Origin of the sequence: Sphingomonas cavernae, from assembly GCF_003590775.1 — a bacterium.
In the GTDB taxonomy this organism is placed as follows: Bacteria; Pseudomonadota; Alphaproteobacteria; order Sphingomonadales; family Sphingomonadaceae; genus Sphingobium_A; species Sphingobium_A cavernae.
Genome location: NZ_QYUM01000003.1, coordinates 1,284,032 through 1,296,507 on the forward strand (window position 1 = coordinate 1,284,032; position 12,476 = coordinate 1,296,507).

The 12,476-nt window shown below is 63.4% G+C and carries 12 protein-coding genes; 3 read left to right on the forward strand and 9 right to left on the reverse strand.

From position 1 onward, the window contains the following. Nucleotides 1-6: 6 nt before the first annotated feature. From D3876_RS13830 to D3876_RS13840, 3 genes are all read right to left on the reverse strand, one after another. Complete coding sequence (locus D3876_RS13830; protein ID WP_119763069.1) at nt 7-1,275, reverse strand: amidohydrolase family protein; 1,269 nt, start codon at nt 1,273-1,275, stop codon at nt 7-9. Beyond that, complete coding sequence (locus tag D3876_RS13835; protein ID WP_119763071.1) at nt 1,268-2,104, reverse strand: helix-turn-helix domain-containing protein; 837 nt, start codon at nt 2,102-2,104, stop codon at nt 1,268-1,270. The genes D3876_RS13830 and D3876_RS13835 overlap by 8 nt, the downstream gene beginning before the upstream one ends. A 119-nt stretch (nt 2,105-2,223) precedes the next feature. After that, complete coding sequence (locus D3876_RS13840; RefSeq protein WP_238475369.1) at nt 2,224-3,705, reverse strand: class I adenylate-forming enzyme family protein; 1,482 nt, start codon at nt 3,703-3,705, stop codon at nt 2,224-2,226. Between the two features lie 126 nt (nt 3,706-3,831). Here D3876_RS13840 and D3876_RS13845 point away from each other — a divergent pair, with 126 nt between their 5' ends. Then, a complete protein-coding gene (locus D3876_RS13845; protein ID WP_238475370.1) occupies nt 3,832-4,779 on the forward strand; it encodes an enoyl-CoA hydratase/isomerase family protein in 948 nt (315 codons plus the stop codon). Here D3876_RS13845 and D3876_RS13850 read toward each other — a convergent pair. From D3876_RS13850 to D3876_RS13870, 5 genes are read right to left on the reverse strand one after another with little or no spacing between them, the layout of a single operon-like run. Continuing rightward, entirely contained in the window at nt 4,741-6,135 is a 1,395-nt protein-coding gene (locus tag D3876_RS13850) for an amidohydrolase family protein (protein ID WP_119763074.1), read from the reverse strand. The genes D3876_RS13845 and D3876_RS13850 overlap by 39 nt on opposite strands. Further along, nucleotides 6,129-7,310, reverse strand: coding sequence for a CoA transferase (locus D3876_RS13855; protein WP_238475371.1), 1,182 nt, complete (start codon nt 7,308-7,310; stop codon nt 6,129-6,131). The genes D3876_RS13850 and D3876_RS13855 overlap by 7 nt, the downstream gene beginning before the upstream one ends. Nucleotide 7,311: 1 nt before the next feature. Beyond that, the gene (locus D3876_RS13860; RefSeq protein ID WP_119763076.1) at nt 7,312-8,808 is read right to left on the reverse strand and encodes a class I adenylate-forming enzyme family protein; all 1,497 of its coding nucleotides are present in this window, start codon (nt 8,806-8,808) and stop codon (nt 7,312-7,314) included. A gap of 10 nt (nt 8,809-8,818) precedes the next feature. After that, a complete protein-coding gene (locus tag D3876_RS13865; protein ID WP_119763078.1) occupies nt 8,819-9,109 on the reverse strand; it encodes a hypothetical protein in 291 nt (96 codons plus the stop codon). 21 nt (nt 9,110-9,130) lie between these two features. Beyond that, the gene (locus D3876_RS13870) at nt 9,131-10,357 is read right to left on the reverse strand and encodes a CaiB/BaiF CoA transferase family protein (protein ID WP_119763080.1); all 1,227 of its coding nucleotides are present in this window, start codon (nt 10,355-10,357) and stop codon (nt 9,131-9,133) included. A 233-nt stretch (nt 10,358-10,590) separates the two neighbouring features. On the opposite strand from D3876_RS13870, the gene D3876_RS13875 reads away from it, so the two are divergent. Together D3876_RS13875 and D3876_RS13880 are read left to right on the forward strand one after the other, a co-directional pair. After that, nucleotides 10,591-11,382: an SDR family oxidoreductase gene (locus D3876_RS13875; protein WP_119763083.1), complete on the forward strand. Its 792-nt coding sequence runs from the start codon at nt 10,591-10,593 to the stop codon at nt 11,380-11,382. A gap of 200 nt (nt 11,383-11,582) precedes the next feature. Beyond that, complete coding sequence (locus D3876_RS13880; RefSeq protein WP_119763085.1) at nt 11,583-11,882, forward strand: hypothetical protein; 300 nt, start codon at nt 11,583-11,585, stop codon at nt 11,880-11,882. A gap of 119 nt (nt 11,883-12,001) precedes the next feature. Here the strand turns inward: D3876_RS13880 and D3876_RS13885 are convergent, their stop codons facing one another. Then, complete coding sequence (locus D3876_RS13885) at nt 12,002-12,454, reverse strand: MarR family winged helix-turn-helix transcriptional regulator (protein WP_119763087.1); 453 nt, start codon at nt 12,452-12,454, stop codon at nt 12,002-12,004. Nucleotides 12,455-12,476 lie beyond the last annotated feature (22 nt).

A 12,476-nucleotide genomic window follows, 5' to 3' on the forward strand; every position in this document is an offset into this window, starting at 1 on the left:
TCGCCCTCAGATGGGCAGGTTGTAGAGCTTTACCGCGTTGTCCTGCAGGACCTTCTTCTGGATCGTCCGGTCATAGCCGCCGAGCACGTCCACCAGATGCTCCTGCACGCCCGGATAGAGCGAGGTCGGGTGCGGGAAGTCGGTTTCGAACATCACCTTGTCGACGCCGATGGTCTCGAGGAGCTGCTTGGGCGCGATCTTCTCGAACCAGAAGGTGACCCAGAAATGGTCGGCGAAATATTCGAACGGCCGCTTGTGGAGCAGACCCTTCTTGATCGGCAGCATCTCGTTGAACTGGTGTTCCAGCGCTTCGAGCGCGAAAGGCACCCAGCCCGCGCCGCTTTCGATGAGCCCGATCTTGAGCTTGGGATGGCGGTCGAGACGGCCCGATACCATCCAGTTGCCGAGCGTCGCCGCGTTGCCGATCGAGAACATCGTCGCGACCACCGACAGCGTCTGCTCGAAGCCGAAGCCTTCCCAGGTCAGCGTGTTGGGATCGATCGCCGCGTTGAGGTGGAAGTTTAGCGGCGTGCCCGAAGCTTCGCACATCTCGAGGAACGGGGTCCAGTAATCGTGCATGAAGCTGGGCACGCCGACGCGCTCGGGCGTGTCGGGAAGGACGAAGCCTTTGAGGCCCATGTCGATGCAGCGCCGCGCTTCCTTTTCGAGCTCCTTCTGATCCCAAAACGGAAGGTGCGCCATGTTGAAGATGCGCTGGCCGGACACCTGCTGATATTCGGCCGAGGCATCGTTGTACATCTGCACGATGGCGAGCGCGAGTTCGGGATCGCCGAGCGACATCAGCGAACCGGCCTGAGTGACGCCCGAATTCTGGAAGCCGATCTGGGCATAGACGCCCATGTCGTCCATCGCCTGCAGCCGCTCCTTGATGCGGTGTCCACCCGGGTGCGCCTGTTCGAGCTTGGGGAAGGCGAGCCGGCCCAGCAGCTTGTTGTTATCCTTGCGGATGACGTTTCCGCCCATCGAGCCGAAATTGCGATCACCGACATACCAGCGTTCGACACCGTCGGTGTCGAGCTTCACATAGGGCACCTTGTCCTTGAACTTTGCCGGCGCGCGCGACGTGAAGAGGTCGGGCGCCTCGGTGATGTGCGTGTCGGTATCGACGATCTTGATGCCCTCGAACATCGGGTTCAGGCCACCCGATTGCGAGGCATAGTCGACTTCGCGGATCACGCCGCCTTCGGTATAACCTTCCGCCGACCAGTATTTGCGCGCGTTGCTGGCCATTTCCTTGGCGTCGTTATCAGCCATGCTTCTTCTCCAACTGGGGATGCCGGGCTGCATGGAAGAGCGGCTGTACGCTGGCGGGTGCGGCGTTTTGTTCGTCAACACACCGGGCAACCGCGTCGGTCAGGCTTCGCAGCAGCGTCGATGGGTCAATCTGCTCGGACGGCTCGTAGACAAAGCCTACGGCCAGGGGCTGGTTCTCGGGCAGGCCGGGGAGCAGGATGGCCGTCGCGTCCGCGATCGATCCGAAGCCTGCAACGCCGCTTGCATGCCCAACTTCCCGACATTGCTGGACGCACGCCGCCATGTCGGCGAATGCGAACTTCCGTTCGGGTGAAGCTTCGGCGTTGAGGCGCCGGATCATGCCGTCGCGGCGCGGCTGGGCCACGGTCGACAGCAACAGCCAGCCGGCCGCGCAGTCAGAAAGATGTTCCTGCTGGCCGCCGCAAAATCCTGCGGAACCGGATGTGCGAACGGTGCGGGTGCCGGCGCGCCAGCTATAGATCTGCGTCTTCAGCCCGACCATGCCGAACACGGCGACGCCAAGGCCCGTCTGGGCGGATAGCCGGTCGATCAGGCCCGTCAGCCGACCGTCACGGATCATGCCAGGCTGAGTTGAGCAGCCCAGCATCGCCGCGCGCGGCGTGGGCGAATAGGAGCGCGAGCACGGATCCTTGTAGAGCAGACCGAGGTCCACCAGGCTGGATAAAAGTTCCGATGTGCTCGACTGGGGCCGATCGAAGCGACGCACGATGTCCATCACCGTCGCCTGCGGATGCTCGTCGTCAAAAAACTCGAGCACCTCAATGACCCGCTTGGCAATCTTTGCCTTGTTGGACTCGACCAGGCCCATCTTCCTCTCCTTCTCTTTATGAACAGGGTTGTTCACTAGAGAGGGGGTGCCTGTCAACAAAAAATGAGGTGCTCTCGGTTTTATGATCTTGGCTGTCGCATAGCAACAGTCAGGCCCCCTCAACTGGAATCGAAAAGGCGCTGTAGCGCCGGGCGATCCGCCTTGAGCGAAGGCGTGCGGGGCAGATCCTCACAAAACAACCATTTAACGGGGATATGGGTGGCAAGAAGGTGCTTCCGCAGGTGCCCTTCCAGGTCCTCAATACGGGGTGCCGAGGCGCCTGGTTTGAGGCGAATGGCGGCTGCTGGAACCTGACCCAGCCGGTGATCAGAAATGCCTGTCACAGCAGCCTCCGAGATGCTGGGGTGCAGCATCAAGGCGCACTCGACCGACTCGGGCAGAATCTTGAAACCGCCGCGCATGATGGCTCCGTCCGCCCGGCCACGGTGAAAGAGGAAGCCGTCCTCGTCGATCAGCGCAATGTCTGACGTCCGGATCCACTCCGGCCCGATTCGCGGCGAGACGACCTCGAGCAGACCTTCGGCTCCGGGCGCCAGAACCTCGCCGGTGTCCGGATCGACGACGCGCAGTTGTGCACCCGGCATGGCGCGTCCCACCGTACCCAGCTTTGTGCGACCCCATTCCCTATGCAGTTCCGGCGTCATTGCCGCCACGGGGCCGGCGAACTCGGTTGCGCCGTAGGACAGCAGAACGGGAATGCCGTAACGGTCCTCAAAGGCCTTCTGCGCCGTCGGGTCGAGCGGGGCGGCCCCGACTCCGAGCGCCCTGATCGAGACGAGGTCTTCTTTTGGGATATTCGCATCCAGCACCAACTGGACGCATGAAGGGGGAAGGCCGGAATGGGCGGGCCGATAGCGGACGACATGATCGTGCCAGCCCTCGATCGTGAAGCGTTCCAGTAACACCACACGCTGGCCGCGGATCATCATGGGCAGGGTGGAGTAGATGCCCGAGATGTTGCCGAGCGGGAAGAAGAGCAGGAAAGGGGGTGAAGATTCGGAATTGTCGCCCTGCGTTTTCGCCAGCGGGCTCGCGAGAAAATGCTGTTCAAGCAGCCGGTAGGAGATCGCGAACTGCTTGGGCGGGCCAGTGGTGCCGCTGGTGAGAATTTCGATCTGCGGCTCCGCGGGGCCGGTGCGCTGCCCTCCAATACGCGCCTGTTCAAAGCCGGTCAGCGGCGCTGCCTGCATCCCGTTGAGGGCTATGGCGGCCAGGCCTTCCTTGCCCAGCACCTCTTGAACCTCCGGCGCGAAATCCTCTCTGTCGGCAACAACGGCGGCAGGCTGGAGCCGTTCAATGTCGCGGGCAATGCCGGCGGGCGACTGGAAGGCATAAATCATTCGGATCGTTCGTCCCTGAGCGATCAGGCCGAGCAACGCGGCGATCGAAGCAGGCCGGTTGCGGGGCACGAAGGCGACTGGCGCCTGGCCGCCGATGCCACTGGCGCCGAGCGCCGTCTGCACGGCCTCAGCCACGCGCCGGACATCTCCCCAGCTATGCCAGCGATGCTCGAATTCGATCGCCTGAAGTGCCGGCTCGCGGCGCAATGCGATGACGGCTAGTTCCTGAAGGCTGGCCACTGGATACTCCTTTTGGCCAGATACTGACGCGGCACTGGTTGCGAGGCCACAGCGCTGTGCAACGCCGCCACGATGCTTTTTCACTTGGCGATATGCGGTTGGGGCGCGGCACTTTAAGCTCGCCACGTGACGATATCCGAGTTCCTGATCGATCCGCGCATGCTTGAACTGCCATGGGTGGGTGAAATCATGCCGGTAGGCGTGATCCACCTCGATGCGGCGGTTGAGGATGTCGGACCGTTGGTGCTTCCTTCATTCCCGCTCATTGGCATAGGCGATCGCGCCCATCCACTGGCGGCGCAACTGGACGCAATTGTCGAACCGCCGATCACGCCGGAATCGCTGATCCGGAATATTTGTGAACAGCCCGCGGCGTCGGCGGTTCTGGTGCAACTGCTGCGCTTGATCGACGACCTCGATGTCGAACCATCGCTGGTGCTGGAATCGATGGCCTATGGTCTTTTGCAGGGCAGCGATGGGCACGCGGCCTGGTTGGCCTCCTGCGTGACTACCCCGCCGATGCCGCCGGGCATGGTGTTGCTTGAAAGAAGGGATGGCGTGCTCGACATCTGCCTGAAGCGGCCTGCAGCGCGCAATGCGATAGACCGGGGAATGCGTGATAGCCTGCGTGAAGCGTTCGAGCTTGCTGCGCTCGACGCTGATATCGGCCGAGTCATATTTCGTGGCGTGGGCAAGGCGTTTTCGGTGGGCGCGGATCTTGGCGAGTTCGGGACGACGCGCGACCCGGCCACGGCGCACGCGATCCGCATGCAGACGCTGCCCGCGCACGCCATCGCGCGGTGTGCGGAAAAGCTTGAGGCCCATATACAGAGGGCGTGCGTCGGTTCCGGGCTGGAAATGGCGGCGTTCGCGCGGCGAATCACTGCGAGCCCGCGCGCATGGTTTCGTTTGCCCGAATTGGCCATGGGGCTGCTTCCGGGCGCTGGCGGTTGCGTATCCGTGTCGCGGCGGATCGGACGCCAAAGGGCGGGGCTGATGATCCTGTCTGGGAAAAGGATCGGGGCGGAGACAGCGTTAGACTGGGGGCTGATTGACGCGATCGTGGACGATTGAACCGCCCACAACTGTGATGCGCACGTCGCTTGCCTGCAGCCGTGACCGCGCCTGCTCCCAGGGCCGGTCGAGCAGGCACAGATCGGCAGGCGCGCCGGGTTCGATGCGGCGCTCTTTCGCGAGGTCGAGCGGATCGGCAAGATACAGCGCAAGCGCCTCGTCCGGGCCCAGCGCCTCATCCGCGCTCATGACCACGCCAGCGGCTGTCTGGCGAGATACTGCCGCACGCATTGCCGCCCAGGGATCGCACGAACTGAACGGCGCGTCGCTGCCCGCCGCCAGCACGACTCCGGCGCGGCGGAATGCGGCGAGACGGTAGAGGAAGGCCTGGTCGCGCGTGTCGACGTCGCGCAAATATTGATCGCCGCGTTCGGCAATGAAATGCGGCTGGCTGACTGCCTGCAACCCCATCCGCGCCATCTCGGTTACCAGATGGTCGGGCGCGATACCGGCATGTTCGATCCGGTCTCCCCTGACCGGCCCCGCCGACTCCAGCGCGGCCAGTGCAAAGACGAGTTCGGTTTCGGTGGTGCAGTGAATGGCCACGGGCCTTTCCTGTTCGTGCGCGGCGCGCAGGAACAGGATGGTTTGGTCAAGGTCGGGCAGCGCGGCTTCGTGGAGGTGGAGCTTGGCCGGGCCAAGGCGCAACCTATCGTCGAATCGTCCCTCGGCGAGCGCCAGCGTTCCGGCCAGCACGGTGTGCTGAAGCAGATTTCCCGCGGCTTGCTCACCGGCAAAATGCGCGGCCATGGCCGGATCGTTGGCGGGCGACATATCGGTCAGCCCCGTCACCCCCATCACTGCCATCTCGGCGCTGACCGAAGCGAAGGCGGGTGGGGCGCTTGCAAGCGTATCGCGCAGCCAGCGGTCTTCGTCGAACAGGCGTCCCGTCCAGCGGCCCGCCTCTCGCTCAAGGCCGGGTGGAGGGGCGGAGCGCTCCAGCAGAAGCGCCAGCGCCATGCTGTTGAAGAACCACATCCGGCCCGAACGATGCTGGATGCGTATCGGGCGGTGCGGCGCCAATCGGTCCAGAAACGCGGCATCAGGCATGCCCGCCACGCTTTCGTGATAGCCGATGCCGCGCAGCCAACCGTCGCCGGGCGGCGAAAGCGCGTCGGCCAGCCCTGTTGCATCCTTCACCTCGGGCGGACCGCAGCGGACCGATGAGCGGGCCACCGCATGCGCGGCGAGATGGAGGTGGTGATCGTGAAGCCCGGGCAGCAGCGCGCCGCCGTTCGCGTCGAGCACATCCTCACCCTCGAACGGCGCAAGCGAGCCGATGGCGGCAATGGTTCCGGCGATGATCCGAACATCGGCGCGCGCCTTTCGCCAGATCTCGGCGTTGCGGATCAGCATGACCAGCAGGCCTCAAGCCATGTGGCATTGTCCTGGCCGAGCTCGGCCACCCTCCCTGCCGGGCGCAATTCGACTTCAGGGAAGGGGCGCCCGCGCGCATCCGCCCAGTTTTGCAGCGATTTTGCGAGGGCAACCTCGTCGCGCTCACGCTCGGCTGCCAAGGCTTGAGCCACGACGCCGCTCATGGAAACCACGAGCCGCGCGCCCGTGCCACGCTTGCGCTGTTCGAGAGCCCTGCGCGCGGCATAAATTCCGGTGAGCGGATCAGCGCAGGCATCACCCGCAAAGCCGACCGTGCCGCTAGCGGCAAGCAATGCCGCGCTGAGGCCGCCTGCAACGCTGCAATCGTCGCCAAAGCCCGTCCAGTTGACTGCGTCACCCGCAATGCCGTGGCCTGTGATTGTCACCCAGACGAGCCCCGGCACCTCGCGCACCAGTTGGTTCGCATCGATGCCGAGCTGAAGCAGTGCGCGCGGGCGGGCTGCCTCAATGACGATGTCCGCGCGGCGTATCAGCGCAATCAGCGCGTCGCGCTGGTCCTGTTCGCGCAGGTCGATCGCCACATTGGCCTTGTGCTGGTTCAGTCGTGCAAAAAGCGCCGGATCGCCCTGCCGCATCGTGTCTTGCCGATTGCTGCTTTCAATCTTCACCACCTCGGCGCCCGCCAGTCCCAGCAGATGCGCGGCCAGCGGTCCCGCCCAGAGCGCAGACAGATCGATGACCAGGGGCTGGCGAGGGGAGGGTGTTGCGGCCGGCCCATCGTCGCTCATCCTACAGGCAGGGCCGACCGGCTGCTCATCAAGATTGGCAATGGCGAGCCCGAGCTCGCGCCCGCGTTTCACGATTTCCGCCGCATATTCCCGCGACAGTCGCAGCGCAAGCTCTTCATCGTCGTTGGGACTGGTCGTGGCGTCGCCGAACAGTGCGGGCAGAAGCGCCCGGTCCTCCGGTCGGGCGAGGCTGAGCGCGACATGACCATCGCGCGTGTCGAGCAGTCGGCAGCCCCCGCCCGCCGAAACGCGTCCCGGCACGACAAAGTCGTTGAGTGCTGCGCGTTCGCCAAGCAATGTCGCACCTGAAAGCGCCGCGATTTCCTGCGACCCGGTCAGTGTTGCCATGGCCGCCAACTGCGCGTCCGCCGAGCCGGAAAGCGGAATGGCGGGCGCGGTTGTCACTTCACCCTGCAAACAGCTTCTTGATCTCGCGCCGCAACAGCTTGCCCATTTCGTTATAGGGCAGCGTATCGGCAAACAGTATCTTTTCGGGCACGCGAGAGGAGCGCAGGCGGGCGCGGACGAGTTCCTTTAGCTCCGCTTCGGCGGGCTGACCGTGGCCTTCGCGCACGACGATCGTGATGCCCACGGCCTCCCCCCATTCGAGCGAGGGAATAGCGACCGCAGCGACATCGGCGATCGCCGGGTGGGTCAGCAGCACATCTTCGATCTCGCCGGGGGAGATGTTCTCACCGCCACGCACGATAACATCGTCCGCGCGGCCCGACAGGAAGAGATAGCCTTCCTCGTCGATCCAGCCCGCATCGCGTGTCGGGAACCAGCCGTCGGCGTCGAGCGCGCTGCGTTCCTTATATTCGCCCGACACCTGTTCGCCGCGCACGTAGATTTCGCCGCGTTCACCTGGAGGAAGCGGCTTGCCGTCCTCGTCGCGAATCTCGATTTCGACCGTAGGAAGCGGTTTGCCGACCGATGCGAGCCGGGCGCGCACCGCTTCGTCATCGGAAGCATGTGCAGCGCGGTGCTCATCGGGCCCAAGCAGCGCGATGGTCGAGCTTGTCTCGGTCAGGCCATAGGCGTTGGTAAAGCCGGTTTCCGGGAACAGGTCGAGCGCGCGGTGGATCAGTTCCAGCGGCATCTTGCCACCACCATAGGCTACCGAGCGGAGCGAAGAAACGTCTGGTGCGGCCCGTTTGTCCATCGCTTCGATGATGCGCGAGAGCATGGTCGGCACGACGAAGGCGTTGCTTGCCCGCTCGGCGGCCGCGAGATCGAGCCAAGCCGCAGGATCGAAGGCCGGAAGCATCAGGATGCGGCGCTGGGCGTAGATGGAACTGAGCAGCGCCGCTATTCCAGCAATATGATAGGGCGGCACGCTGACGAGCGCGGCGTCCTCTTCGGGTGCCGAGGCGAACTCCACGGTTCCCAGAATATAGGACACGAGATTGGCGTGCCGAAGGATGGCTGCCTTGGGCGCAGCCGTCGTCCCGCTGGTGAAAAGCTGGATCGCAATGCCTTCGCCTTCATCGCCTTCGGTCGGCGCAGCCGTGCCGGATGCGATGGCGGCCGTGACGAACGCGCTACGGGACAGGACGCGATTGGCCTCCGACGGACAAAGCCGCTTCACGCGTTCCGTATCGCCGATGATAACCGCCGGCGTAATGCGCGCGAGCAGCGCGGACAGGTCTGCGTCGGCCAAACGATAGTTCAGCGGAACATAGGGCACTCCGGCCAGCGCGGCGCCGAACAGCGCCATGACCGCTGCCTCGCTGCTCTCATCCAGCAGGGCGACATGTTCGCAGCCGCTCTCGCGGATAAGCTTCGCGGCGCCGCGGGCGCCGGCAAGCAATTCGGCATAGCTCCAGCGTTTGCCGTCGCACACCAGGCCAATGCGGTCGGGGGCGGCATCGGCCGCCATTTCAAGAAACAGGGCGATGTTCATCGTGGCTGTGTCAGTCCGACGCCGGAAGCGGCTTGGCGTCCTTGATGCTGAGCGCGACGCCGCTGACCGCGAGCGAACCCTTGCCAGGCTTCACGCACAGCAACTCGAACGTGCCATTGGCATCGACATAGCGCTTGCCCATCAGCGTGCCGCCCGAGTGATCGGGGCTGAGTGTGTCCGGTGTTTCCGGCTTTGCATCGCCCATCGGCGCACCGCCGCACTCGATCGTGCCTTCGCCGCAGCGGATCACCATGACCTCGGTGTCGCAGACGGCGCTCTTCAATTTCGATCCGGGTTTCATTCTTTGCTTCCTTCCAGCCAATCAGGCGATGGCGCCCTTGGCCTTTAGTTCCTCGATCCGGTCCCACTCAAGGCCCAGTTCCATGAGGATCAATTCAGTATGCTCGGATGCCTGGGGCGAACGCGTCGTCTCCAGTGGCTGGCCGTCGAACTGGACGGGCCCGCGCACGAGGCGAAGCGGCTTGCCGCCATCTGCACCCTCGACCTCGATGATCATGTCGTTGGTCACGGCTTGCTGGTCAGTCAGCAAGTCCTTGAGACTCTGGATCGGCGCCCATTGTCCCTTGAGCGTCTTCAGGTGCTCACGCCAGTAAGCGAAGGGCCTGGATCCGAACGCCTTGACGAGGATGTCGCTTGCGGCGCCCGCATTTTCGATGAGCGAAGGTACGTCCTTGAAGCGTGGATCGTCGGCCGCCTCGGGCGCGCCGACATGCTCGAACGTGTCCCGGATCAGCCCGGTGGGGCTGACCATGCACAGGTTGATCGTGCCGCCATCGGACGTGTGGAAATTGCCCATGAAGGGATTGCGCAGCGATCCGCCCGAGGTGGGCATGCCGTTGCGCATGAGAATGTCGGTTTCCATCACCTGCGAGATCAGCGCGCCCGACGCCCACCACGCGGCGCTCAGCAGCGACACATCCATCTCGACGCCTTCACCCGTTTTCTCGCGGTGAAGCAGCGCGCCTGAAATGCCGCCCGCGATGAACATGCCGCCGATCGAGTCGCCAAAGGCAGGGATGCCCTGGGTGAGCGGTCCCGGCAGTTCCTCCGGAGTCATGGCGTGTGCGATGCCGCTTCTCGACCAGAAGCAGGTGCCATCGAAACCGCCAATCTCGCGCTCCGGGCCCTTGTTCCCCAGCGCGCTGCCGCGCGCATAGATGATGTTCGGGTTCACCGCGCGGATGTGCTCGACGTCGAACTTGTTCTTCTGGCGGACCTGCGGAAGATAGTTGGTCAGGAAGACGTCGGCGGTCCTGGCGAGTTCGTACAGCACTTCCTGGCCCTCGGCGGTCGATACGTCGATGCCGATGCTGCGCTTGCCGCGATTGGGATGTTCGAACAGCGTGTGTCGCAGCGGATCAAGCGTTACGCCGCCCATGTTGAGGAACCCGCGCTGCGTGTCGCCGCGCACCGGATGCTCGACCTTGATAACGTCCGCGCCCCAGTCCGCAAGGATTGCACCTGCGGCGGGCACAAAAGTGAATTGCGCCACTTCGAGTACACGCACGCCCTTCATGACCTGAGTCATAATATCCCTTCAATCCCCCTGGCGCCCTCGGGCGCGGCTAATCGGGGTGAAACCTAGAAGCTGGCGCTCGCGCCGCAACCCCGTAATGGGGCGGGATGCTGGGCTATCGCTAGCACGATGCACTATGGTGCGCCAACGCCGTGGCGATATCCTTGGCGTGCAGAAATGCGTGGGTTGAGAACCAGCGCGTCTCCGCCAATAGCCCTTTCAAAACCAGTCTCGGGAGAAACGTTGTGAAAATCGACTCTTCACTTTCCGCTGTCGTTACTGGCGGCGCGTCGGGGCTTGGATTGGCGACCGTCAGGGCGTTGCGCGAAGCCGGCGTCAAGGTCGCGATCTTCGACATCAACGAAGAGAATGGCCAGAAGATAGCCGACGAGATTGGTGCGCTGTTCTGCAAGGTCGACATCATGTCGGAAGAGAGCGCGCTCGCCGGATTTGAAAAGGCGCGCGCGGCCAATGGCCAGGAACGCGCGCTCATCCATTGCGCCGTCGTCTCCAAGGGCGGCAAAACCGTCAGCAAGGACAAGGAAACCGGCGGCTTCAAGCGCCTCTCCACCGAGGATTACGCTATTTCTGCGCAGGGTGTGCTGGTTGCGAGTTATCGCATGGCATCGATTGCGGCACTCGGTATGGCTGGACTTGAGCCCCTTGAAGACGGCGAACGTGGCACGATCGTCCTCACTTCGAGCGCAGCCGCGCAGGATGGCCAGGTCGGTCAGGTCGCCTATGGTTCGCTGAAGGCGGGTGTGAACGGCCTGGTATTGCCGATGGCGCGCGACCTGATGGATCTCGGCATTCGGGTCAATTCAATCATGCCCGGTATTTTCGCAACGCCGCCGATGCTGCGCTTCAAGGACGTGAATCCGGCAATGTGGGAGGGACTCAACAAGTCGGTTCCATTCCCCAAGCGTCTTGGCAAGCCAGAGGAGTTTGCCAGCCTCGCGCTCGAGCTGGTGCGCAACACTTATATGAATGCGCAGACCATCCGCGTTGATGGCGCAATCCGAATGCCGCCGCGCTAAGCCGCCGATCTTCCCCCACGACTGTCGAGAAGCGCCGCCCGGTAGTCCGGGCGGTTATGCTGCGATTGCGAACAGTGCATTCGCACTTGCAAAAAAAGATACTAAGCTAGCTTGACATTTTCCGATAACTAACCTAGCTTAGTGTTTATAGCACGATGCTAGAAAATTTTTTGCCCCTTTATTCGTCAAGAGGTCATCACATGAAAGCCTTCCTCAAGATCACGCTTCCCTTGTCGCTCGCCGTCGCCGCTGCGTTTCCGCAGGTTGCGCTCGCGGACGATGCCGAGCAGTCGACGCCTTCGCTCAACGTGGCGGAGTTCCAAGGCAAGATGCTCTATGGCCCCAAGGGTGAGCGCCTGGCCGCCGTCTACCGGGTCCAGGGCGATTCTGCCCAGATCATCCTCAACGGCAAGATGGTGAGCGTTCCTGCCGCGAGCCTGAGCGCCGCCAATGGCAAGCTGAGCACCAGCCTCACCAAGCGCGATCTGACCTCGCGCTAAGCCAGCGATACGATTTGGAACGGCGACAGCTCCGACCAAATCGAAAGCTCGAAAAAGAAAGGGCCGCCAAGGATTTGGCGGCCCTTTTTCGTTCGGTTCATCAGTCTCGCGGCATCTCGTCAGGATCTGCCGACATTCTCCGAAATGGCATCGAGCAGCGCGTTGAGGCGCGCCAGATCGTCTTCGTTGAAGCCCTTGAAGGCGACGTCCTCGTTCGCACGCGCGATCTCGCCTAATCTCGACGTGATCGCCTGTCCCGCTTCGGTCAGGAAGACGGCATGGGCGCGGCGATCGTCGTCCTTCGCCCGGCGTTCGAGCAGGCCGTCCGCGCAAAGACGGTCGATCAGGCGCCCTGCAGAGGCTTCCGAGATTTCCAGTGCTTTTGCGATCGTGCGTTGCGTCACGCCGGGATGACGTGCCGTTACGGCGATCACGGTCCATTGGGAGCGCGTGACACCAAGCCGGGCGACGCTCTGGTCGAAGTGTGTCCGCAGTTGTCTGGCGATGATCGACAGCTTCATCGACGCATTGCGTCGCAAATCGGTCGGATCCTCGAAAATGTCCCCGTGCATCTGCTCCCCTGTGCAGGCCATC

Bases quoted from the DNA above. Each gene is read 5' to 3' on its own strand.
- D3876_RS13830 (WP_119763069.1), bottom strand. From the start codon at position 1,275: ATGGCTGATAACGACGCCAAGGAAATGGCCAGCAACGCGCGCAAATAC.
- D3876_RS13835 (WP_119763071.1), bottom strand. From the start codon at position 2,104: ATGGGCCTGGTCGAGTCCAACAAGGCAAAGATTGCCAAGCGGGTCATT.
- D3876_RS13850 (WP_119763074.1), bottom strand. From the start codon at position 6,135: ATGCTGATCCGCAACGCCGAGATCTGGCGAAAGGCGCGCGCCGATGTT.
- D3876_RS13860 (WP_119763076.1), bottom strand. From the start codon at position 8,808: ATGAACATCGCCCTGTTTCTTGAAATGGCGGCCGATGCCGCCCCCGAC.
- D3876_RS13865 (WP_119763078.1), bottom strand. From the start codon at position 9,109: ATGAAACCCGGATCGAAATTGAAGAGCGCCGTCTGCGACACCGAGGTC.
- D3876_RS13870 (WP_119763080.1), bottom strand. From the start codon at position 10,357: ATGACTCAGGTCATGAAGGGCGTGCGTGTACTCGAAGTGGCGCAATTC.
- D3876_RS13880 (WP_119763085.1), top strand. From the start codon at position 11,583: ATGAAAGCCTTCCTCAAGATCACGCTTCCCTTGTCGCTCGCCGTCGCC.
- D3876_RS13885 (WP_119763087.1), bottom strand. From the start codon at position 12,454: ATGCACGGGGACATTTTCGAGGATCCGACCGATTTGCGACGCAATGCG.